The 22,822-nt window shown below is 67.9% G+C and carries 19 protein-coding genes and 1 tRNA gene; 11 read left to right on the plus strand and 9 right to left on the minus strand.

Annotated features, from left to right (window positions below):
- Positions 1–3 precede the first annotated feature (3 nt).
- Genes fmt through AB4059_RS08380 form a run of 3 tightly spaced genes read left to right on the plus strand, consistent with a single transcriptional unit; the run spans position 4 to position 3,902 of the window.
- A complete protein-coding gene (gene fmt / locus AB4059_RS08370; protein ID WP_498978433.1) occupies positions 4–921 on the plus strand; it encodes a methionyl-tRNA formyltransferase in 918 nt (305 codons plus the stop codon).
- A complete protein-coding gene (rsmB, locus tag AB4059_RS08375) occupies positions 918–2,213 on the plus strand; it encodes a 16S rRNA (cytosine(967)-C(5))-methyltransferase RsmB (protein WP_498978435.1) in 1,296 nt (431 codons plus the stop codon). The genes fmt and rsmB overlap by 4 nt, the downstream gene beginning before the upstream one ends.
- An 18-nt stretch (positions 2,214–2,231) precedes the next feature.
- A complete protein-coding gene (locus AB4059_RS08380; protein WP_498978437.1) occupies positions 2,232–3,902 on the plus strand; it encodes an ArnT family glycosyltransferase in 1,671 nt (556 codons plus the stop codon).
- On the opposite strand, the gene AB4059_RS08385 is transcribed toward AB4059_RS08380, so the two are convergent.
- Positions 3,891–4,652 carry a glycosyltransferase family 2 protein gene (locus AB4059_RS08385; protein ID WP_498978439.1) on the minus strand — a complete coding sequence of 254 codons (762 nt, stop codon included), beginning with the start codon at positions 4,650–4,652 and terminating at the stop codon, positions 3,891–3,893. The genes AB4059_RS08380 and AB4059_RS08385 overlap by 12 nt on opposite strands.
- Positions 4,653–4,692: 40 nt before the next feature.
- On the opposite strand from AB4059_RS08385, the gene AB4059_RS08390 reads away from it, so the two are divergent.
- Positions 4,693–5,823 carry a glycosyltransferase gene (locus AB4059_RS08390; RefSeq protein WP_498978441.1) on the plus strand — a complete coding sequence of 377 codons (1,131 nt, stop codon included), beginning with the start codon at positions 4,693–4,695 and terminating at the stop codon, positions 5,821–5,823.
- A 1-nt stretch (position 5,824) separates the two neighbouring features.
- Here the strand turns inward: AB4059_RS08390 and AB4059_RS08395 are convergent, their stop codons facing one another.
- From AB4059_RS08395 to AB4059_RS08405, 3 genes are read right to left on the minus strand one after another with little or no spacing between them, the layout of a single operon-like run.
- Entirely contained in the window at positions 5,825–7,309 is a 1,485-nt protein-coding gene (locus AB4059_RS08395; protein WP_498978444.1) for a PH domain-containing protein, read from the minus strand.
- Positions 7,296–7,781: a PH domain-containing protein gene (locus AB4059_RS08400; protein ID WP_498979045.1), complete on the minus strand. Its 486-nt coding sequence runs from the start codon at positions 7,779–7,781 to the stop codon at positions 7,296–7,298. Before AB4059_RS08400 ends, AB4059_RS08395 begins: the two co-directional genes overlap by 14 nt.
- A gap of 23 nt (positions 7,782–7,804) precedes the next feature.
- Complete coding sequence (locus AB4059_RS08405; RefSeq protein ID WP_498978446.1) at positions 7,805–8,767, minus strand: lauroyl acyltransferase; 963 nt, start codon at positions 8,765–8,767, stop codon at positions 7,805–7,807.
- Positions 8,768–8,827: 60 nt separating this feature from the next.
- Here AB4059_RS08405 and dtd point away from each other — a divergent pair, with 60 nt between their 5' ends.
- The 3 genes from dtd (at position 8,828) to AB4059_RS08420 (ending at position 11,531) form a co-directional block, all read left to right on the plus strand.
- Entirely contained in the window at positions 8,828–9,268 is a 441-nt protein-coding gene (dtd, locus tag AB4059_RS08410) for a D-aminoacyl-tRNA deacylase (protein WP_498978448.1), read from the plus strand.
- 63 nt (positions 9,269–9,331) lie between these two features.
- Positions 9,332–11,188 (plus strand): RNA polymerase sigma factor RpoD, encoded by a 1,857-nt coding sequence (rpoD, locus tag AB4059_RS08415; protein ID WP_498978450.1) that lies wholly within the window; start codon positions 9,332–9,334, stop codon positions 11,186–11,188.
- A 52-nt stretch (positions 11,189–11,240) separates the two neighbouring features.
- Positions 11,241–11,531: a DUF6916 family protein gene (locus tag AB4059_RS08420; protein WP_498978452.1), complete on the plus strand. Its 291-nt coding sequence runs from the start codon at positions 11,241–11,243 to the stop codon at positions 11,529–11,531.
- Here AB4059_RS08420 and AB4059_RS08425 read toward each other — a convergent pair.
- The 4 genes from AB4059_RS08425 to AB4059_RS08440 are packed head-to-tail and all read right to left on the minus strand — an operon-like array spanning position 11,524 to position 13,673.
- Positions 11,524–12,027, minus strand: a complete 504-nt coding sequence (locus AB4059_RS08425; protein ID WP_498978454.1) for a GNAT family N-acetyltransferase — start codon at positions 12,025–12,027, stop codon at positions 11,524–11,526. The two genes, AB4059_RS08420 and AB4059_RS08425, sit on opposite strands and share 8 nt — an antisense overlap.
- On the minus strand, positions 12,027–12,566 hold the full coding sequence (locus AB4059_RS08430) for a phage tail protein (protein ID WP_498978456.1): 540 nt from the start codon (positions 12,564–12,566) through the stop codon (positions 12,027–12,029). The genes AB4059_RS08425 and AB4059_RS08430 overlap by 1 nt, the downstream gene beginning before the upstream one ends.
- 13 nt (positions 12,567–12,579) lie before the next feature.
- On the minus strand, positions 12,580–13,107 hold the full coding sequence (locus tag AB4059_RS08435; RefSeq protein WP_498978458.1) for a phage tail protein: 528 nt from the start codon (positions 13,105–13,107) through the stop codon (positions 12,580–12,582).
- A gap of 20 nt (positions 13,108–13,127) precedes the next feature.
- A complete protein-coding gene (locus AB4059_RS08440) occupies positions 13,128–13,673 on the minus strand; it encodes a phage tail protein (protein WP_498978460.1) in 546 nt (181 codons plus the stop codon).
- 261 nt (positions 13,674–13,934) lie between these two features.
- On the opposite strand from AB4059_RS08440, the gene AB4059_RS08445 reads away from it, so the two are divergent.
- From AB4059_RS08445 to AB4059_RS08460, 4 genes are all read left to right on the plus strand, one after another.
- A complete protein-coding gene (locus AB4059_RS08445; protein ID WP_498978462.1) occupies positions 13,935–19,754 on the plus strand; it encodes a putative Ig domain-containing protein in 5,820 nt (1,939 codons plus the stop codon).
- A 13-nt stretch (positions 19,755–19,767) separates the two neighbouring features.
- Positions 19,768–21,396 carry a flavin monoamine oxidase family protein gene (locus tag AB4059_RS08450; RefSeq protein ID WP_498978464.1) on the plus strand — a complete coding sequence of 543 codons (1,629 nt, stop codon included), beginning with the start codon at positions 19,768–19,770 and terminating at the stop codon, positions 21,394–21,396.
- Between the two features lie 66 nt (positions 21,397–21,462).
- Positions 21,463–21,538, plus strand: a tRNA-Ile gene (locus tag AB4059_RS08455).
- 35 nt (positions 21,539–21,573) lie between these two features.
- Positions 21,574–22,125, plus strand: a complete 552-nt coding sequence (locus tag AB4059_RS08460) for an RNA-binding protein (RefSeq protein ID WP_498978466.1) — start codon at positions 21,574–21,576, stop codon at positions 22,123–22,125.
- A 22-nt stretch (positions 22,126–22,147) separates the two neighbouring features.
- On the opposite strand, the gene AB4059_RS08465 is transcribed toward AB4059_RS08460, so the two are convergent.
- On the minus strand, positions 22,148–22,795 hold the full coding sequence (locus tag AB4059_RS08465) for a helix-turn-helix domain-containing protein (RefSeq protein WP_498978468.1): 648 nt from the start codon (positions 22,793–22,795) through the stop codon (positions 22,148–22,150).
- Between the last annotated feature and the right edge of the window lie 27 nt (positions 22,796–22,822).

A 22,822-nucleotide genomic window follows, 5' to 3' on the forward strand; every position in this document is an offset into this window, starting at 1 on the left:
CGCATGCGCATCGTCTTCGCCGGCACGCCGGAATTCGCCGTGCCGTCGCTGGTCGCGGCCGCACAACGCAATGAAGTGGTTGCGGTCTACACGCAGCCCGATCGCCCCGCGGGCCGCGGCCGCACCCTGGCGCCCTCGCCGATCAAACGCGAAGCACTCAAGCGCGGCCTACCCGTGCTGCAACCCGAAACGCTGAAGACCGAGCTCGCGCGCGATGTCCTGCGCGCGCTGCAACCCGACGTGCTGGTCGTGGTCGCCTACGGATTGCTGTTGCCGCAATCGATCCTCGACATTCCGAAGTTCGGTTGCTGGAACGTGCACGCTTCCTTGCTCCCGCGCTGGCGCGGCGCCGCGCCGATCCAGCGCGCGATCGAAGCCGGCGACACGCAGACCGGCGCGTGCCTGATGCAGATGGAAAAAGGCCTGGACACCGGCCCGGTGCTGCTCAAGCAGTCGCTCGAGATCGGCCAGTACGAAACCGCCGGCCAGTTGCACGATCGCCTGTCGACGCTCGGCGCGCAGGTGCTCGCCGATGGCCTCGGCCTGTTGCGCGCGGGCATGCGCCCGGTGCCGCAGCCGCAGCCCGAAGCGGGTGCGACCTACGCGCGCAAGCTCGAGAAATCCGAAGCGCGCCTGGATTGGACGCAGGCGGCCGACGTGCTCGCGCGCAAGGTGCGTGCGTTCGACCCCTGGCCGATGGCCGAAGGCGAGATCGCCGGCGACATCGTCCGCATCCATCGCGCCGCGCCGATCGAAGGCCGCGGCACGCCCGGAACCGTGCTCGCTGCGGGCCGCGACGGGATCGACATCGCCTGTGGTGAAGGCGCCTTGCGCATCCGCGTGCTGCAACGCGCGGGCGGCAAGGCGATCACGGCCGCCGATTACCTCAACGGTCGTCGCGACCTGCGCATCGGCACATGAAGCCTGCACCGGGCGTCGCACTGCGCATCGCGGCCACGCAAACGCTGGGCGTCGTGCTGCAGCGGCAGCGTTCGCTCAAGGCCGAACTGGCGCAACGCCTGCCGACGCTGCGCGACGTGCGCGATCGCGCGCTGCTGGAAGCCATCGTGTTCACCGCGATCCGCGGGCAGCCGCGTTACGACGCCGCGTTGAAGACCTGGATCGCCAAACCGCTCGGTTACCGCGACGAAGATCTGCGCACGCTGTTGTATGTCGGCCTGGCGCAGGTCGAGATGGGACTTCCCGCGCACGCCGCCGTCGATGCGACGGTCGAAGCCACGCGCGCGATGGGCCGCACGCACCAGGCCGGCATGGTCAACGCCATCCTCCGTCGCGCATTGCGCGAAGGATTGCCTGACGTCGCACCCGAGACCGCGTGGCCCACTTGGCTGCGCACGCGCGTGCAGCGCGATTGGGGCGATGCAGCGGCTTCGGTCTTCGCCGCGAGCGCGATTCCCGCGCCGATGTGGCTGCGCGTGAATCGCACGCGCATCGATCGCGATGCGTATCGCGCGCGTTTGCAGGACGCCGGCATCGAGGCGACGGCGCCCGCGTTTCCCGAAGATGCGCTCGTGCTCGCCAAGCCTGTCGCGGTGAGCGAACTGCCTGGTTTCGCGGAAGGCCTGGTGTCGGTGCAGGACGGTAGCGCGCAATGCGTCGCCGATGCACTGTCGCCGCGCAAGGGTGCGCGCGTGCTCGACGCGTGCGCGGCGCCCGGTGGGAAGTCGGCGCATCTGCTCGAACGCGATCCGACGCTGCACATGTTCGCGCTCGACATCGATGCGCAACGCCTGCGGCGCGTGCACGAAACGCACACACGCCTGGGCGTCGGCGCGAATGCACACCTTCAAGCCGCCGATGCCGCCGCACCCGACACGTGGTGGGACGGCGTGCCCTTCGACGCGATCCTGATCGACGCGCCGTGTTCGGCCACCGGCATCGTGCGCCGCCAGCCCGACGTGCTGTTGCATCGGCGCGAGACCGATATCGATTCGCTGCGCGAGATCCAGGCGCGCCTGCTCGACGCCGCGTGGACGATGCTCGCGGCTGGCGGGACGCTGTTGTATGCGACGTGTTCGATCCTCCACGAGGAGAACGCCGCGCAGGTCGACGCATTCCTCCAGCGCACGCCCGGCGCCGTCGTCGAGCCGCTCGATGCCCGTCTCGGTCGCGAATCCGGCGCAGGTCGCCAGCGATTGCCCGGCGAAGACGGCATGGACGGCTTCTTTTACGGACGCCTGAGCAGACGCTGAGGTAAGGTGCGCGGCGTCATGACCGATGTCCGCCGCCGCGAGTTGTTCTGGTTCTTCGCTCTCGCCCTGCTCGTGCTGGGCGCGGGCATCGGCCTGCGCGCGCCGTGGCCGGCGGACGAACCGCGCTTCGTCCTGGTCGCCAAGCAGATGTGGGACAGCGGCGACTGGTTGTTCCCGCATCGCGGTCACGAGTTGTATGCCGACAAGCCGCCGCTCTTCTTCTGGCTGCTCGGCGCGGCGTACGCGGTGGTGCGCGACTGGACGTGGGCCTTCCTGCTGCCGTCGCTCGTCGCGGCGATGGCCACGCTGTGGTTGACCTACGACCTCGCGCGCCGGCTCTGGTCGCATCGCGCGGGCCTGTGGTCGGCGATCGCCGTGATCGCCTGCTTCCAGTTTCTGTACCAGGCCAAGCGCGCGCAGATCGATCCGACGGTGGTCTGCTTCATCACGCTCGGCGTGTACGGCATCGCGCGGCATGTATTGCTCGGCCCTGCGTGGCGTTGGTTCTGGATCGGTTGCTTCGCCGCGGGCCTGGGCGTGATCAGCAAGGGCGTCGGCTTCCTCGCGCTGCTGGCCCTGGTTCCGTATGCGCTGATGCGTTGGCGCGGATGGAACGGGCTGCCCGACCTGGGCCGCGGCAATGCCTTGCGCTGGAGCGGCGGCGCGCTCGCCTTCCTTGCCGCGATCGCGCTGTGGTTCGTGCCGATGATCCTCACCGCGACGACGAGCGGCGATCCCGAGCATCAGGCCTACGTCAACGAATTGCTCTTCAAGCAGACCGCGACCCGCTACACCAGCGCCTGGCACCACACGCAGCCGGTCTGGTATTTCCTCGAAGTGATCGCCTTCTACTGGATGCCCTTCGCGCTGGCGCTGCCGTGGCTGTTCCCGCGTTGGCGCGATGCCTTCCGTGCGCGCGATGCGCGCGTGTGGCTGCCGCTGGGTTGGTCGCTGCTGGTGCTGGTGTTCTTCAGCGCGAGCCCCGGCAAGCGCGACATGTACATCCTGCCGATGTTGCCGATGGTGGCGGTCGCCGCCGCGCCTTATCTGGAAGGCGTGGCCGCGTCGAAATGGTTCCGTCGCATCCTGCTCGCGTTGGTCGTCGTGCTCGGGTTGGCGTTCGTCGGCGCGGGCGTCGCGGCGCTGCACGGCGATCCCTCGTTCGAAGTGAAGATCGAAGCCGAACGCGGCCTGGCCCCGGCGAGCGACGCGTTGTGGTGGCTGCTTGCGATCACGGGCGCCGTCATGCTCGCCGTGTGCGCCTGGTGGCGACGCGATGCATTGAAGGCTTCGGGCATCGCGCTGTCGTTGCTGGTCGTGGTGCTGTTCTCGGGCACCGCGGTGCTGCTCGATGCGGAGAACTCCGCGCGCGCGGTGATGGAACGCGGCCGCGCGATGGCCGGCGATGCGACGCTCGGCCTGGTCGCATGGAAGGAACAGAACCTGTTGCAGGCACAGGGCCCGGTCGAAGAATTCGGTTTCCGCAAACCTGTCGACCAGCAACTGCGCGCCGGTATCGCTTGGCTGGAAGCGGCGCCCGAAAAACGCCGCCTGTTCGTGCAGCAGGATGCGTTGGATGCGTGCCTGCTGCGCGAGCGCGGGCAGGCAGTGGGCACGGCGAATCGCCGCACGTGGTGGTTGTTCGACGCTTCGGCGATCGCGCCGGCGTGCCGCGTGTCAGGCCGCTGACACGCGCGCGAGCAGGTCGTACTTGCGCTTGGCGTAGCGCGCATGCAGCCAGTGGAACTGCCAGCCAGCGGCGCCATCGACCAGGCCGCCCCGCAACAACAGATTCTTGAGCAGGTAGGCGGCCGCCGCGAACCAACCGCGCAGCGGGCCCGCTTTCTTTCCCTTCGCATGTTGCTCGCCCGCCCACAACGCGGCGTAGCGCTGCAACTTCGACCAGTAATCCTCGGCGCTGCGCGCGGTGTCGTGCTCGAGCACGATCTGCGAAGGACGCACCGTGCGGCCTTCGACATCCAGGTATTCGTGCACCGCGCGCAGGCCGTGGCGGATGTTGGACCGGAACAGGCGATGCACGGGCTCGCGCGCGAAACTCCCGCCGCGCAGGGCATGGCCGAGGAAATGCGTGCGCCGCATCAACAGCCAGACATCGGATTGTTCGATGTCGCCGGCGAAGAGTTTGCGCACCTGTTCCTGCGCGGCGGGCTCCAGCCATTCATCCGCGTCGAGCAGCAGCACCCAGCGCTCGCGCGCCATCGCGATCGCCGCGTTCTTCTGCAAGGCGAAGCCCTGCCATTCCAGTTGTTCGATGCGCGCGCCGAGTTCGGCGGCGATACGCACCGTGTCGTCGGTCGAACCGGAATCGAGCACGATCACTTCGCTGCACAAGGGCAGCATCGACGCGACGCATCGCGCGATGCGGTCGGCCTCGTTCTTCGTGATCACGACGCCGGACAGGGGCAGGGGCTGCGACATGCACGGGATTATGCCCGCCGCGGCCGGTAGACTGCGCGCCATGTCCGCCCCCGTCGACGCCAATCCGCCCGCGCCGCGGCCCGTCCGCGTCCTGCATTTCGTCACCGGCGGATTTTCCGGCGGTGCGACGCAGGTGGCGATCGCGCTGACCCAGGCAGGCGTGGACAGCCCGCAGATCGAACCGCTGCTTGTCCTGCGCCGCAAGCGCCGCACCGATCCGCGCCGCATCGCCGAGCTCGAACAGGCCGGCGTGCCCTTGCGCGTGGTGCCGGGTTGGTCGCACGCCGCGACGATTTGGGCGCTGGTGAAGATCTGCCGCGAATTCAAGCCCGACGTGCTGATCGCGCACGGCTTCAGCGAACACCTGTGGGGTCGCTACGCGGGGCTGATCGCGAAGGTGCCCCACCTGGTGCACGTCGAACACAACACGCGCGAGCGCTACACCGCGTGGCGCCTGAAGCAGTCGCGATGGTTGGCCAAGCGCAGCGCGCGCATCGTCGGTTGCTCGGAAGGCGTGAAGGACGAATTGCTCGCGCAGGGCATGCCGCCGGATCGGACGATCGCGATTCCCAACGGCATCCGTCTTGCACCGTTCGACGGCGCCGATGCGCATCCGCTCGCGCAACGCATCCCGGGCATCGTCATGGTCGCGCGCCTGTCGAAGCAGAAGGACCACGCGACCCTGATCCGCGCCGTCGCGCATCTGCGCGATCGTGGACATGTCGTGCCGGTGTCCTTCGCCGGCGGCGGCAAGACGCGCCATCGCGCGCCGCTGGAACAACTGGTGCGTTTGCTGGGCCTGGAAGACCAGGTGCGTTTCCTCGGTGTCGCGCGCAACGTGCCGGAGTTGCTGCTGACGCATCGCATCGCGGTGCTGTCCACGCACTGGGAGGGCATGCCGCTCGCGCTCATCGAAGGCATGGCCGCAGGGTGCGCGGTGGTGGGCAGCGCCGTGCCCGGCGTGCGCGAAGTGATCGACGATGGCGTCGACGGCCGCCTGGTTCCCGAGAACGACGACGTGGCCTTGGCCGATGTGTTGCAGGACCTGTTGACCGACGATGCGCTGGCGACACGCTTGGGCGCCGCGGCGCGCCGGTCCGCGCAGGAAAAATACGGTCGCGAACTGATGCACCAGCGCTACGAAGCGCTGTGCCTGGAACTCGCGCGCTGAATCACCAGCGCAGTTTGCGCGCCGCAAGCCGCCGCGCGAGCCGATCGCACAACGCGCGTGCTTCCGCTTCGGGCATGTGCGCGATGCGCAGCGGGCCGGACATCGCGCCGACGCCCGCGGTGTCGAGCCACAGGGTCGCCATGCCCCAGCGCCGGTCGAGCGGGCCGGTTGCGATGCGCAGCGCCTGCAACTTGTCGATCTCCGCGAACCGCCATTGCCGCGACCACCAACCCGCGCGCACCGCGATGATCTTCTCGTTCACCGCGTAGCCCGAGCGACGCGCGTGGTGGCGCGCGACGAACCAGGTCCACGCCGGCCACGCGAGCGCGAGCAGGCCGATCCAGCCGAAGCGCCAGGTCAGCGCGATCACGACGAGTACGGGGAACCACGCATTCGCGAGGAAAACGCGGATCGCCGATTTCGGATGCACGCGTTGCCACTCGAGCGAAGACCAGCCCACGTCGGGCAGCAGGTGTTCGATCAGCGCATCGCATTGCGCGGGCGTGGCGACCGGCGCCAATTCACGGAACGCACGCGGTGCCTGGCCCTCGCGCGTTTGTCCGCCCGCGGTATCGACCTGCAAACTGCGGCGCCCGAGCAAGCGATGCAGCACGCCTTCCTGCAGGGTCCACGCTTGCAGCCGGCGCTTCGACGCGGAGTTGCGCGAACGCGCGAGCAGTCCGCGCTCCACCGTGAGCCGCGGCCCGTCTTCGCTCAGCACGAAGCCGTAGTACTGCAGCAAGGCCAGCGCGAGGGACAACAGCCGCATCATGGCCAGCAGTGCGATGACCAGCGTCGCACCGGCGATGGCGTAATCCTGCACGCCGAAGTGGTGCGATTCGGCCCAGCCGAACATCGCCTTGCCCCAGGTTTCGAACAGGTTTTGCGCCAGGCCCGGCGAGAACTGCATCGAAGCGGCGTAACCGCCGAGCAGGACGAGCAGCCCGCGATTGGAGAGCAGGCCCAGGCGCAGGACTTCGCCCGGCGACAGGGCGAGCAGCACGTGCGACGACGGCGCCTGGTCTTCGGCCGCGACATCCACCGTCGCGCCGCGATGCCGGATCAGCCGCTCCAGTGCGAGCGCATCGTCCATGCGCAGCACGCGCATCGTGGCTTCGGGTTTATCGCCGCCTGCCGAATCCAGCCGCAGTTCGGCCACGCCGAACATCCGATGCAACACCGTCTGGTTCACCGACACGTTGTGGATGCGCGCGTAAGGGATCTCGCGGCGTTGCCGATGCAGCCAGCCGCTGCGGATCGTCAGCCCGTCGCGGCCGACGCTGTAGCGATAGGTGACGTATTGCAGCACCGAGGTCAGCGTCAGCACGCCCACGCCGATCAGCGGCCACAACTCGTTGCGGTCGCCGCCGAAGAAGAACGCGGCGATGATCGGAACGATGAACTGCCGCAATTGCTGCAGCAGCACGAACAACCACGACCACGGATGCAGCCGCCGATCCGGCGGCGCCGCGTCAGAGGGCGTCATCGTCGTCGAGCTGCCGCGCGAGGCGGTCGCGCAGGGCTTCGGCATCCCCGGCGTCCAGCCCGGTCACCGAGACCGCGCTCATCTTGCTGCCCGCGGTGTGGACGACCAACGTGGCGAGGTTCCAGCGTCGCTCGAGCGGGCCGTGCTTGAGGTCCAGGTGTTGCACGCGCGAGGCGGGCACGCGCGTCTCGCGAAAGAACAGGCGACCGCGGCGATAGGCGAATCCGTCCTCGCCAAGGCGCCACGCACTCGATCGAAAACGCTTGATGCCCACGAGGATGCCGAGCGTCAGCAACAACGCCCACGACAACAACGCGATGGCGGCTGCGCCCCCGGTGCCGATGCGCGCGCCGAAGGAAAACGCCAGCACCGCGACCGGAATGCCCGCGACGAACCCGATCGCACCATGGCGCAAGGCGTACAAGGTCTTCGCGCGTGGCGACAACGGCCGCCACTGCGCGTCGATCGGCATCGCTTCGTCCGTTGCGGCTTCGCTCACTGCGACCCCTCATCCCCGGTGCGCGCCAGCGCGCGTTGCGCGCTCGCAGGGTAGCAGTCGGGCCAGTACGGATTGCCGAGCGGACTACCGGGCGCGGGAATCGAGAAGCGCTTGTACGTCCATTGATATTGCGCAGGGTCGCGGCGCGCGACGCGTTCGATGGCTGCATTCAACGCGGCGACATCCTGTGCCGCATCGGGCACCGCTTCGAAGCGCAATGCGAAGGCCGGGCCGTCGTCGGTCTGCCCGATGCGTTCGCAATAGCCGACCAGCACGGTTGCGCCCGTGCGCTGCGCCAGACGCGTGAGCAGCGTCATCGTCAACGCCGGGATCCCGAAGAACGGCGCGAACTCGCCATCGCCGGCCTTGGGCTGCTGGTCGGGCAGGATCCCGGCGACACCGCCGCCCTGCAGCAACTTGAACAAGCCGCGGATCGCCGGGCCTTCGGCGCGCACCTGCGTCACGCGGTCGGCATCGCCGTGCGCGGCGCGCACGCGGCGCAGGAAGGCTTCGCCGATCTTCGAATCGGGCGGTGCATAGAGGATCGCCAACTGCGTGCGCGAGGCCAGCCACTGGTTCAACAGTTCCCAGTTGCCGTAATGCGGCGCAGCGACGATCAGGCCCTTGCCCGCGGCGAGCGCGGCATCGAACAGTTCCACGCCTTGCGATTCGCGGATCAGTGCGAGGTTCTGCGCGTGCGGCCGTGTCCAGAACCGCAGGGTTTCCAGCGCCTGTCGCGTGGTGGTCCGCAGGACATCGGCGGTCCGCTGCGCCCGCTGCGCAGGCAGCCATTCGGGATAGGCCAGCTCGAGGTTCCGCCGCACCACCCGGGCGCTGCGCGCATCGCGGCCGCCCCAGATGCGGGCGAAGGCGTCCGCCAGCCCCCGCAGCCACGGCCAGGGCAGGCGGGCGAACCAGGTGGCGAGGAGGTGGATGAGGCCTGCGGCGAAGTCGGTCACGTGGGAAGTCTAGCGGGCGCGGTCTGCTAGCTTGGCGTACCCGGCCACGATCGCAACGCCATGCTCGCCCTGATCCAGCGCGTCACTCAAGCCAGCGTGGAGGTCGACGGCGCCATCGTCGGGGCCATCGACGCCGGCCTGCTCGCCTTCGTCGGCATGGAACCTGGGGATACCGACGCGCAGATCGCGCGGATGGCCGAACGCCTCCTCGGATACCGTGTTTTCGAAGACGCGCAAGGCAAGATGAACCTCGGGCTGAAGGACACGGGAGGCGGGCTGCTGCTCGTCAGCCAGTTCACCCTGGCCGCGGACACGCAATCGGGCATGCGCCCCAGCTTCAGCACCGCCGCGCCGCCGGAAGTCGCTGAACCCGGCTTCAACAAACTTGTCGAAGCTTGCCGGCAGCGGCATGCGGGAAGGGTGGAAACAGGCCGGTTCAGGGCCCATATGATCGTTCGTCTCGTCAATGACGGGCCGGTCACCTTCCTTCTCCGACCCTGATCATCACCCCCGGCGGGTATAATGCCGGGTTCCCTCAGACCCTCATAAACGGTGGCGCACCACATGGCAACCGAACGCCAGGCCCCCCAGTCCGACATCAAGCAGCTGATCAGCAAGGGCCTGGAACAGGGATACCTGACCTACGCCGAAGTCAACGATCACCTGCCCGACGACGTCGTCGATCCCGAACAGATCGAAGACATCATCGGCATGATCAACGGCATGGGCATCGAAGTGCACGAAGTTGCACCCGACGCCGAAACCCTCCTCCTCGCCGGCTCGTCCGGCGGCGGTCGCGAAGTCGACGACACCGCGGCCGAAGAAGCCGCGGCCGCGCTGACCGCGCTGGACTCCGAAGGCGGCCGCACGACCGACCCCGTCCGCATGTACATGCGCGAGATGGGCACGGTCGAACTGCTGACGCGCGAAGGCGAAATCGCCATCGCCAAGCGCATCGAGGAAGGCCTCAACCAGATGCTCTCGGCACTGGCGAGTTTCCCGTGGTCGATCCAGCTGCTGCTGGAGGAATACGACCTGCACAAGGCCGGCAAGAAGCGCCTTGCGGAAATCGTCGCGGGCTTCAACGACATCGAGGAGCCGGTCGCCGAAATCCCGGTGCCCGCCGAAGTCGACGAGAACGCCGCCGAAGTCGAGGAAGAAGAAGTCGCCGAAGGCGAGGAAGCCGCCGAGGAAACGGGCCCGACCGGTCCGGATCCGGCCGAAGTCCTGCGCCGCATGGAAGCGATGGGCGCCCTCTACCAGAAGTTCCAGAAGTCCTACCAGAAGAACGGCCCGACCGCGAAGCCGGTCGCCAAGCTCCGCGAGGAGATGGCCGAAATCTTCATGACGCTCAAGCTGCCGCTGCCGCTGACCGATACGCTGGTCCGCAAGCTGCGCGACGTGGTGGGCGAGATCAAGGACCACGAGCGCCGCATCCTCGACCTGGCCACGCGCGTGGCGCGCATGCCGCGCAAGGATTTCCTGCGCGCCTGGGAAGGCAACCAGACCAACCTGGGTTGGGTGGACGACGTCCTCAAGCGCAAGCAGAAGTGGTCGTCGGGCCTGCGCGACGTCAAGGAACAGATCGTCGCCGAGCAGGAAGCCACCATCGCGGTGGAGCAGGCGCTGTACCTGCAACTGCCCGACATCAAGGAAATCTCGCGCGCGATGGCCTACGGCGAGGCGAAGGCCCGCAAGGCCAAGAAGGAGATGGTCGAGGCCAACCTGCGCCTGGTGATCTCCATCGCCAAGAAGTACACCAACCGCGGCCTGCAGTTCCTCGACCTCATCCAGGAAGGCAACATCGGCCTGATGAAGGCGGTCGACAAGTTCGAATACCGCCGCGGCTACAAGTTCTCCACGTATGCCACCTGGTGGATCCGCCAGGCCATCACGCGTTCGATCGCCGACCAGGCGCGCACCATCCGCATCCCGGTGCACATGATCGAGACGATCAACAAGCTCAATCGCATCTCCCGCCAGATGCTCCAGCAGTTCGGCCGCGAGGCCACGCCGGAAGAGTTGGCGAAAGAGATGGACATGCCCGAGGACAAGATCCGCAAGGTCATGAAGATCGCGAAGGAACCGATCTCCATGGAGACGCCGATCGGCGACGACGAGGATTCGCACCTGGGCGACTTCATCGAGGACACCAACGTGGAGTCCCCGATCGAAAGCACCACCAACATCAACCTGTCCGAAACGGTGCGCGACGTGCTCGCGGGCCTGACGCCGCGGGAAGCCAAGGTGTTGCGCATGCGCTTCGGCATCGACATGAATACCGACCACACGCTGGAAGAGGTCGGCAAGCAGTTCGATGTCACGCGCGAGCGCATCCGCCAGATCGAAGCCAAGGCGTTGCGCAAGCTGCGCCATCCCAGCCGGAGCGAACAGCTCCGCAGCTTCCTCGACATCGATTGACCGCAACACCCGAAGCCCCGCGAAAGCGGGGCTTCTGCTTTAACATGCGCGCATGGACCTGCTCCGCCTCGAACACTTCGCGCCGCACGTGAACACCACCTTCTCCGCGTCTTACGACGGGATGGAAGTGCCGTTCGAACTCGTCGAAGCGCGCGCGCTGCCGCAACGCACGCCGGGCGCGATGCGCGCACCGTTCTCGCTGTTGTTCCGCAACACCTCGCCCATCGTGTTCCCGCAGCAGATCTATCCGATGCGCCACGACAAGATGGGTGAGCTGGGCATCTTCATCGTGCCCATCGCGCAGGAGCGGGGCGGGTTCCTGTACCAGGCCGTCTTTAACTGAGCGACGCCGACCAGCGCATCAGCGCGTGCGTCCCGGTGTCGCCGGCCACCGAAAACCCCAGCTTTTCGTAGAGGCGCCGCGCGTTGCGATTCTGGTGCGACACATGCAGCGTGACCGCGCAACCGTCGGCGGCTGCCTGCTGCTGGCACTCGCGCAACAACGCGCCGCCGATGCCACGGCCGCGCCAGTGCGCCTGCAGTGCGATGTCCACGATGCGCCATTCGCCCGCGTCGTAGGAGCGATCGAGGATCCAGCGGCCGATCGCGCCCTCGCTTTCATGTTCGATCGCGAGGAAGTCCGCGCACGCATGGTGCGCGATGAAATGGTTGCGCTGCAGCCCGTACTGCTGCGCGATCAAATGCTCACGCGCGAGGGCGGGCAAGGGCACCCACGTCAGTTCCGGCCGCGATTGCGCGAACAGCGTGTGCTGCCAGGCCGTGTCGTCCTCGGTGAGCGCACGAAGGCGAACGCCGAGTGCGCGCAATGCCGCGGTCATCAGTCGCGCGCGGGGAAGATGCCTTGCAACGCGATGCAGAAGTTCATCGCGAGGTAGGGCTGGCTGTTTTCGTGCGGCTGCGAACCGCCGGAGAAGGGGCCGAGCATGCCCGGCGCCAAGGTCGTATCGGGCGATGCGTTGAACGTGCGCGAGGTCGTGCTGGCCGCGAGAAACGACAGCCCGCCGTTGGCGACCGGCGTGCCCGTGCCGCTGCCCGGCGCGGTCTGCGAGTACGCGTTGAACGCATGCGTGTGCGTGGGGACTTCGGTCTGCAACAGCGCGACGCTCGCGCTGCCGAAGGTCTCGCCGATCTGGCGCGGCGACAACCCGGCGCCCTGGCCCTGGCCGGCGGCCGCGCGTCCGGTGAAGTTCGGCAACTGGTAGGTCGTCATCCCGTTGCCGCCGTAGGTGGTGCCGAGCAGCGAGAACAGGGCGGTGTTCTGCTGGATCGCCATCGTCGCGCCGTTGCAGAACGCCCAGCCGTTCGGATTGAAATTGAATCCGAAGATCTGGATCTCGCCGAGGAAGGGTTCAGTCACGTCAGGCTCCGGATCAATTCTGGCTCGGGAAGATGCCTTCCCACGCGATGCACCAGCGCGCGGTCAGGGTCGGCATCGTGTTGTCGTGCGGCTGGTTCGAGCCTGCAGGCGTGGTCGACGCCGGCGACATCGCCGCGGCGTTGTTGCCCGCGAGCCCGTTGACGTAGAACGTATCGCCGCTCACCGCGGCGGGCAGCAGGCCCGGTCCGGGCGTCGTCGATGTCGCCGCGGCCGTCGTCGCGTAGACCGGGTGCGTGTGCGCAGGCATCTGCGCGGTGGTGAGCGTCACCGTTTCGGTGCCCGCGCGTTCGCCGAGAATGCGATTGCTCAGGCCCGGGCCTTGTCCGACATGGATCGGCGCACGGCCGCGCAGGTCGGGCAAGCCGAAGGTCGTGACGCCGTCGCCGCCGTACGTGGTGCCGAGGAGCACGTAGAGCACCTCGTAATCCGCGATCGACAACAGTTGCCCCGCGCAGTCCATCCATCCGCGCGGCGCGAAGTTGTACGGAAACAGGCGAATTTCGCCGATATAAGGTTCCATGTTCGCGGTCTCCGGCGGCGTCAGCTGCGCGAGGGATAGACGCCCGAGAGGGCGATGCAGAAATTCAGCGCCGTGTACGGCTGCATGTTCGGGTGCGGCTGGTTCTGGCCCGCCTGCGCGACGGTGGCCGGATTCAACTGCACCGTCGTGCCGCCCGCGGGCGCATACAAGGGCACGGCCGCGCCGGCGGTGTTGGTGCTCTGCGCGAAGACGCGCGCACTCGGCAGCCGGTTGTTGCCCGCGCCGGTGGACGCCCTGGCCTGGTGCGCGTGCGAGGGCACCTGCGCGTTGTTGAGCGTGACGTTTTCGGCGCCGCCCACCTGGCCCTGTTCCATGTACGACTGCCAGCCCGGGTCGACCGAACTGCCCGCGCCGACCGGCGTGCGACCGCGCAGGTCCGGCAATGCAAAGGTCTGGACGCCGTTGCCGCCGTAATAAGTGCCGAGCAGCGAGAACAAGGCGGCGTTCTGCTGGATCGACATCAGCTGGCCGTTGCACTGCGCCCAATATTTCGGCGCAAAGCCGAAACCGACCAGCATGACCTGGCCAAGGTAGAACTCGGACATCGCGTTGTTTTCCCCTGCGTCGACGTGGCGACGGAACCCCGCGACGACACCGTTTCCCCCGGCCGTCGCGACGCGACACTGTGCAGGCATCCGTTCGTGTCGGCAAGTATCTGGAACGAATGTCTCCTTTCGGTAGCTGAAGCCGTCACGCTTTACCCTTGTCACCGCGGCGTGTTTCAATCGCCAACGCTTTTGTAGCCGCGCGCGTCGCCCCGGGGATGGGGCCGTGCGACGGATCCAGGGAATCAGGGGACAATCCGAATGCAGCTTCCGATCACGCGTCGCGCGTGCGACGTCCGTCGTTTTGCGTTTCTTTTTTCGATTTTGCTGTGCTTCGGCGCGCTCTTTCCCTCCCTGGCGTTCGCGCAGAATTCCCTCTACTGCCCGACGATCGACGACGCCGTCGCCCAGGGCGCGTCGGTGCAGATCGACGTGAGCGATTGCGACGGTCCCTTCGACGGCGGCATGAGCGAACCGCTCGCCGGCTTCGGCGCGAGCCACGGCACCGTGACGATCGAGGCGAACAACGCCGGCGTGCAGTTCGTCACCTACGCCCACAACGGCGACACGGCCACCTCCGATGTTTTCCGCCTGGAAGACAACGACGGCGCGCTGGTGCAGGTCAACGTGACCATCACCGCGGCCACGTCCACCATCGTCGTGTCCCCGGCCTCGCTCAACGCGATGGTCGTCGGCGCCGCGTTCTCGCAGACCCTTTCGTCCACCGGCGGCAATGGCGGGCCCTATACCTATTCGGTCGGCAGCGGCGCATTGCCGGCGGGCCTGAGCCTCGCGGCGAACGGCACGCTCAGTGGTGTACCGACGCAGCGCGGCCCCTACAGCTTCGGCGCGGTTTCGAGCGATGGCGTCGAATCCTCCGAGAAGGGTTACACCGGCACCGTCGGCAATCCGAGCCTCGCACTCGGTACTTCGACGATCACCGTTCCGCAGAACATCGCCACCTCGCAGACGCTCACCGCCACCGGTGGCATCGCGCCTTATATCTTCACCGTCGAAACCGGTTCCTTGCCTGCGGGCCTGACGCTCTCGACCGCCGGCCTGCTGAGCGGCACGACCAGCGTCGCCTCCGGCAATTACACCGTCACGCTGCGCGTCACCGATGCTAGCGCCGGCCCGGGCACGTATTTCGAACTCGAAACCCTGACCATCGCCGTGACCACGCTGCCGACCGTGTCGATCAGCGTTTCGCCGGCCAGCGTCAGCGAAGACGGCGCGACCAACCTGGTCTACACGATCAGCCGCGGCGCGATCACCAGCGGCGCGCTCACGGTGAACCTGACCTACGGCGGCACCGCGACGGCAGGCACCGACTACACCGGCAACACCGCCACGGTCGTCATTCCCAATGGCAGCAGCTCGGTCACGCTGACGATCGATCCGACCGACGATGGCACCGTCGAAGCCAACGAAACCGCGATCGTCACCGTCGCCAGCGGTGCCGGTTACACCGTCGGCGCGCCCGCCGCGGCGACCGGCACGATCCTCAACGACGACTTGCCTGCGGTGTCGGTCACCGTCTCGCCGGCATCGGTGTCCGAGGACGGCGCCACGAACCTCGTCTACACCTTCACGCTCAGCCAGCCCGCACTCACCAGCACCTCGATCAACTGGGCCTTCGGTGCAGGCTCGGCGACGGCGGGCACGGACTTCGCGAACGTCGTCGGCCCGCTGGTCATCCCCGCCGGTGCGACGAGCGGCACGGTGATCGTGGATCCCACCGCCGATGCGACGCCCGAGCCGGATGAAACCGTCGTGGTCGTGCTCAACCCGGGCGCCGGCTACACCACGGCGCTGCCGATCGGCGCCACCGGCATCATCGCCAACGACGATCTGCCGACGCTGACGATCAACGATGTCTCCGTCTCCGAGGGCGCGGGCACGGCGACCTTCACCGTGTCGCTCAGCGCGCCTGCGTTGGCCGGCGGCGTGACGTTCGACATCGCGACCGCGAATGGTAGCGCCACCGCGGGCGCGGACTACACGGCAAACAGCCTGGTCAGCCAGACCATTGCGGCAGGCAGCAGCACCTACACCTTCACCGTCGCGATCAACGACGACGCACTGAACGAGGCGTCGGAGAATTACTTCGTCAACGTCGCCAACGTGACCGGCGCGACCGTCGCCGACGCGCAGGGCCAGGGCCAGATCACCGACAACGATGCGGCGCCGACGCTCTCGATCGACGATCTGTCGGCCAACGAAGGCAACGTCGCGACCGCGGCCAACCCCGTCACGGTGCGCCTGAGCGCAGCCAGCGGCCAGGCGGTCACCGTGAATTACGCGACGGCCGATGGCACGGCCGCAGCGCCCGGCGATTACGTGGCCGGTTCGGGCACGGTCACCTTCCCGGCCGGCGCGACCGTGCGCACGCTTTCCGTGGGCATCGTGGGCGACATCTCGCCCGAGGCCGACGAAACCTTCAGCGTCAACCTGTCCGGTGCGACGAACGCGACCATCGCCGACGCCAGCGCGCAGGTCACGATCCTCAACGACGACGTGCCGGTCAGCATCACGACCGCGACGGTGCCGAACGCCACGGTTGCCACGGCCTACAGCCAATCGATTTCCGCCACGGGCGGCGCCGCACCGTATTCGTACGCAGTCACCGCGGGCGCGTTGCCCGCCGGCCTGACGCTGTCGACGTCCGGCACGCTCTCCGGCACGCCGACCGCCGGCGGCGCGTTCAACTTCACCGTCACCGCGACCGACAGCAGCCCGTCGCCGGGCCCGTTCACCGCGAGCCGGGCCTACACGCTGACCGTCAGCGCAGCGACGATCACGCTGCCCGCGACGACCCTGCCGGGTGGCACGTTGTCGCAGGCCTACAGTGCTTCGCTCAATGCGGCATCGGGCGGCACCGCGCCCTATTCCTACGCCGTGTCCAGCGGCGCGTTGCCGGGTGGTCTTGCGCTCAACGCATCCACCGGCGCGATCACCGGCACGCCGACCGCGATGGGCACCTTCAACTTCGCCATCGTCGCGACCGACAGCAGCACGGGTACCGGTCCGTTCGCGTCGACGGCGCGCAACTACACGATCGGCATCACCGACCTCACGCCCGTCGCGAATGCGAGCACGCATGCCGCGGCCTACGGTTCCGCCGCCGCCGCCGTGACGCTCGACATCACCGGTGGTGCGCCGACGAATGTCACGGTCGCGACCGGCGCGACGAACGGCGTCGTCAACGCCAGCGGCGTGACCATCACTTACCAGCCCAACGCCGGCTTCGCAGGCACCGACAGCTTCACCTACACCGCGACCAACAGCGGCGGCACGTCCGCGCCGGCGACGGTCTCGGTCACGGTCGCCGATCCCACCATCGCGATCGCCGCGACCGCGGGCTTCAATGCAATGGTCGCCGCGGCTTACACGCAGACCTTCACCTTCAGCGGCGGCGCCGCGCCGTACTCCGGTTACCAGGTGACGAACCTGCCGGCCGGCGTGTCGGTCACCGGCACCACCGCGAACAGCGTGACCATCGCGGGCACGCCGACGCAGGCCGGTACGTTCGCGCTCTCGGTGTCGGCCACCGACAGCAGCACGGGCACCGGTCCGTTCACCACGACGCAGGCGTTCTCGCTGGATGTCGCGGTGCCGACGATCGCGCTTGCACCGGGTGCGACGACGTTCAATGCGCCGTATGCGGCCGCGTTCTCGCAGGCCTTCACCGCCAGCGGCGGCGTCGGCCCTTACACCTACGCGCAGACCGGCACCTTGCCGGCAGGCGTGACCTTCTCGGGCAACACGCTCTCGGGCACGCCGACGGTGCCGGGCACGTACAACGTGACCATCACCGCGACCGACACCGGTGCGACGGGCGCGGGCGCGCCGTTCACGATCGCGCAGGCTTACACGATCAACGTCGGTGCGCCGACGATCGCCGTCACGCCGGCGACCGTGCCGAATGCGACGGCGGGCGCCGCGTATTCGCAAGCGCTCTCGGCCAGCGGTGCAGTCGCGCCGTACACCTTCGCGATCACCGCGGGCGCGCTGCCCGCGGGCGTGACGCTGTCGCCGGCCGGCGCACTCGCCGGCACGCCGACCGCATCGGGCACGTTCAACTTCACCGTGCAGGCGAGCGATGCGAATAACCAGGTCGCCACGCACGCTTACACCTTGAACGTCGCGGTGCCGACCATCGCGCTGACGCCCGCCACGCTCGCCGGCGGGACCGCGGGCACCGCGTACACGCAGGTGCTGACGATCTCCGGCGGCATCGCGCCGTACACGGCGACGCTCACCGGCGCGCTGCCGGCGGGCATCGCGTTCGATTCGGCGACGCGCACGTTCAGCGGCACGCCGACGCAGGCCGGTACGTTCAACGTTTCGGTCGCCGTCGCTGACAGCACGGGCGGCACCGCGGCCACGGTCACCAACGCGTACACGCTGGTGATCGCATCGCCGACGCTGGCGCTCACGCCGGCGACGCTGGCGGCGGGCACCGCGGGCGTTGCGTACGCGCAGACCTTCGCGACCACCGGCGGCATCGCGCCGTACACCTACGCGATCACGGCCGGCGCACTTCCGGCGGGCCTGGCGTTGAATGCTTCGACGGGCGCGCTCTCGGGCACGCCGACGGTCGCCGGCAGCTTCACCTTCACCGTCGATGTCGTCGACAGCACGACCGGTACGGCCGCGACTGCATCGCACGCGTACACGCTGGCGATCTCCGCGCCGACGATCACCATCACGCCGACGACGCTGACCGTGGGCACGCAAAACCAGGCCTACGCGCAGACCTTGACCGCGACCGGTGGCTCGGCGCCGTACACCTTCGCCGTCACCGCGGGTGCATTGCCCGACGGGCTCACGCTCACGACGGGCGGCGCGCTCTCGGGCACGCCGACGACGGATGGCAACTACAGCTTCACCGTCACCGCGACCGATGCGCTCGGCTTCACCGCCACGCAGGCCTACGCCTTCGCCGTCATCGCGCGTCCGGATCCCACGCGCGATGCCGAAGTGCGCGGCCTGCTCGATGCGCAGGCGCAAGCCACGCAACGCTTCGCCAACGCGCAGATCAACAACTTCCAGCAACGCCTGGAAAGCCTGCACGGCGCCGGCGCACGCGGCCTGACCAACAGCGTGAGCATCAACGCACGCATGCGTTGCCCCGAAGCGCTCCGCGGCCCGAAGCAGGACCTGTGCACGCCGCAATCGGCGATGCAAAACGGCGCCTCGCTTGCTGATGCGCCCGACAGCACGCTGCCCGCCACCACGGGCGACGGCGCGTGGGGCGCATGGATCGGCGGTGCGATCCGTTCGGGTTCGACCGATGCGCGCAATGGCGCGGCCGGTGCCGATTTCGAAACCGACGGTCTCAGCGTCGGTGCCGACTGGCGCTTGTCGAAGTCCTTCGTGTTCGGCGCGGGCGTGGGCTACGGCCGCGACCAGAGCGACGTGGGCGAGCGCAACAGCCAGGTCGATGGCGAATCCTTCTCCGTCGTCGCCTACGCCAGCTACCACCCGGGCGAGACGTTCTTCCTCGACGGCCTGGTCGGTTACCAGGACATGCGCTTCGACCTGCGCCGCTATCTCACCATCAACGGCGGATCGGTGACCGGTGCGCGCGATGGCACGCAGTGGTTCGGTTCGCTCTCCAGCGGCGCGGACATCGTGCAGGGCAACGTGCAATACACCCCGTACGCGCGCCTGGACGTTTCGCGCGCCACGCTCGATGCGTACACCGAGCAGGGCGACGCGGTGTATTCGCTGGCCTACGGCGAACAGAACGTCGATGCGACGACCGGCAACGTCGGCCTGCGCGTGGAGATGAAGCACGACACGGATTGGGGTGTGTTCACGCCGACGTTCCGCGCCGAATACCAGCACGACTTCAAGGCCGACGGCTTCACGACGATGCGCTACGCCGACCTGATCTCCGGTCCGGTGTACGGCGCCGACGTGGCGGGCTTCGATCGTTCGCGCTGGATGCTCGGCCTGGGCGCCAACTTCGTGGTCGACGGCGCTTACTCCATCCGCGTCGAATATCGCGGCGTCTTCAGTTCGTCGGGCGATCGCGACAACGCCTTGCAGCTGATCTTCCAGAAGTCCTACTGAGCGGGGAACCGACATGAGCCGTAGCCGCACGATGAGTGAACTGCTGCGAATCGCCCGCCTCGCGGAGCGTTGCGAGCGCACCGGCGAAAGCGCCGACGAAGCGATCGGCCAGGAAGGCGTGCAGAACGAAGATCGTCGCCGCCTCTTCCAGGGAGCGACCGCGGGCGCGGCGATCGCGGCGGCCGGCGCGATGGCGCCGGGCGCGTGGGCCGCGGCGACGCAGGCGGTGCGCACGGTCGTCGCGAAAACGACCAACACCCGCGGCGTGGCTGTCATCGGCGCCGGCATCGCGGGCCTTGCGTGCGCGACCGAACTCGCGCGCTTGGGCGTCACTGCGCGTGTGTTCGAAGCGGGCACGCGCGTCGGCGGCCGCATCTTCAGCCTGCGCGGTTTCTTCCCGGGCCAGGTGGCCGAGCGCGGCGCCGAATTCATCGGCACCTCGCACCACGTGATGCTCGGCTATGCGCGTCAGCTGAACCTGCAGCTCGAACCCTTCGCCCGCGCCGGCGTGGAGAAATTCCACTTCGCCGGTCGCGCGTATTCCGAATCGCAGGTCGTCGACGAATACCGCGCGTTCACCGGCGCCATCGGCGACGAACTCGCGCGTATCAAATCGCCGACCGCCGACAATCACATCGAAGCGGCGACGCTGCTCGATCTGATGAGCCTGTCGGACTTCCTCGACCTGTACGGCGCCGGCGACCTGCTGCGCGCGATGATGCAGGCCGCGTGCGAAGCCGAATTCGGCGTCGAGCCGAGCGAGCTCAGCGCGATCGCGTTCCTGCGCTTCGTGCACGGCGATCGCCGCACCAAGTTCGGTGCGTACAACGATGGTCGCGAAGATCACCTGCACGTCGCCGGCGGCAATGATTTGATCGCCACGGGCCTGGCGGCGAAGCTGCCCACGCCCGTCGCGCTCGGCCATCGCCTGGCCGCGGTGCGCAAGACCGCCGGTGGCGCGGTGCGCCTGACCTTCGCCGTCGCGGGGCGTTACGTCGACTACGACCACGATGCGGTCGTGCTCGCGCTGCCCTTCAGCGTGCTGCGCAAGGTGGCGTTCGATTCGAGCGTCGAGATGCCGGCGTACAAGCGCCTGGCGATCGACCAATCGCGCACGGGCGATGCGAGCAAGTTGATGCTCGGCTTCAACCAGCCGTACTGGGCCACGCGCGACAATGCGAACGGCACGGTGTCGGCCAATCTCCCGCGCCTGCGCAACACCTGGGAATCCAACCCCACGCACGGTGCCGCAACGCGCGCGGTGCTCACGCACCACGTCGGCGGCGCGGCCGCACGCGTGCTGCGCCAGGAAACGATGCAGTCCGACGCGAAGGCCTTCCTGAGCGACCTCGAACGCGTGCTCCCGGGCGCCGCCACCGCCGTCCGCCGCGACGCGAGGGGCAACCTGCAGGCCGCCATGCACAACTGGTCGCTGGATCCGAATGCGCTCGGTGCCTACCCCGCACCGCGCCCCGGCTACTTCACGACCATCGCGCACAACGAAGCCAAGCCGATCGGCAACATCTACTTCGCCGGCGACCAGACCAGCAGCTTCTACGAGTGGCAAGGCTTCATGGAAGGCGCGGCGTTGTCGGGGTTGCGCGCGGCGGGCGAGGCGGCGAGTTTGATGTTGGGGCGCTGAGCGACGCGGCATCGAAATCCACGAAGCCCCGCGAAAGCGGGGTTTCTGCTTTAATGCGCCCGCGACGGGCCTATAGCTCAATGGTTAGAGCAGAGGACTCATAATCCTTTGGTTCCAGGTTCGAGTCCTGGTGGGCCCACCACCGTCGCCCTCGCGGCATGCGCCTACACTGCCCGCATGACCGCCCCCGACCCCACCACCATCGTGCTGCACAAGCCCGTCGGCTTCGACGCGATCGAGGGCCGCAAACTCACGCGCACCTTGATCACCCCCGAAGCGCGCTGGCCCGAAGACACGACGGGCATCGCTTCGATCGACGACCACTTCGTCCGCCTCACGCCGCTCGTGCCGCTGGATCGCGAAGACAGCGGCATGATGGTGTTCACGCAGGACGGCCGGATCTGGCGTCGGCTCACCGAAGACGCGGACAGCATCGAGCACGAGTACATCGTCGAGGTGTCCGGCGAGATCGCGCCGTGGGGTCTGCGACGGCTGAACCACGGGTTGTTTTTCAAGCGACGCGAGTTGCCGCCCTGCAAGGTGAGTTGGCAGAACGAGATCCGCCTGCGTTTCGCGATCAAGGGCGCCGAACCCGGGCAGCTGCGCGACATGTGCAAGCAGGTGGGCCTGGACGTGGTGGCGATTCGCCGCATCCGCATCGGCAAAGTGTCGCTGGGCAAGATGCCGGTGGGGACGTGGCGTTATTTCCCGGTGGGCGAGAAATTCTAGTCGCACACCACGGCGCCGCGACTCACTTCACCGAGACGAGCTTCCCCGACATCTCGTCGTGCATGTGCATCATCGATTCCATCATGTGCTCGTCCGCGCTCGAGCACACGCCGAGCAGCAGCACTTCCTCGCAGCCTTCGGCGGCGATGTACGCGTGGCCCATGTTCGAGTCGATGTACACCGATTCGCCGGCTTCGAGCACGATCGGGTCGTAGAACTCGGTGTGCACTTCGGCGCGGCCTTCGATGACGTGGATGTATTCCTCGCCAGGGTGGCGCACGAGTTCGCCGAACTCGGCGATGCTCTTCGCACGCACGCGCGTGAGGACCGGGATCATGCGTTTGCGGCGCAATTCCGGGCACAGATAGAAGTAATCGTAGTTCGGCGTGGTGACGCGCACGGCGTCGTCGATGCGGCCGATGCTGCGGCGCGCGGTGACCGCCGGTTCCGGCGCCGCGGTTTCTTCGGCGAACAATTCCGACATGCGCAAGTTCAAGCGCTGGCTGATCTGCAGCAGCTTGTCGTAGGTGAGGCTGAGGCGGTCGTGTTCGACTTTCGACAGCGTCGACAGCGGGATGCCGCACCGCTGGCTCATTTCCTTCAGCGTCCAATCGTTTCGGGTGCGCAGCCCGCGGAGGAGTGCGCCGATCGTCGGGTGTTGCGGTGTCATGCGGTTTCCGTGCCCCCAGCGGCTGTT

The sequence above is a fragment of the Lysobacter sp. 2RAF19 genome (assembly GCF_052115395.1).
In the GTDB taxonomy this organism is placed as follows: Bacteria; Pseudomonadota; Gammaproteobacteria; order Xanthomonadales; family Xanthomonadaceae; genus Noviluteimonas.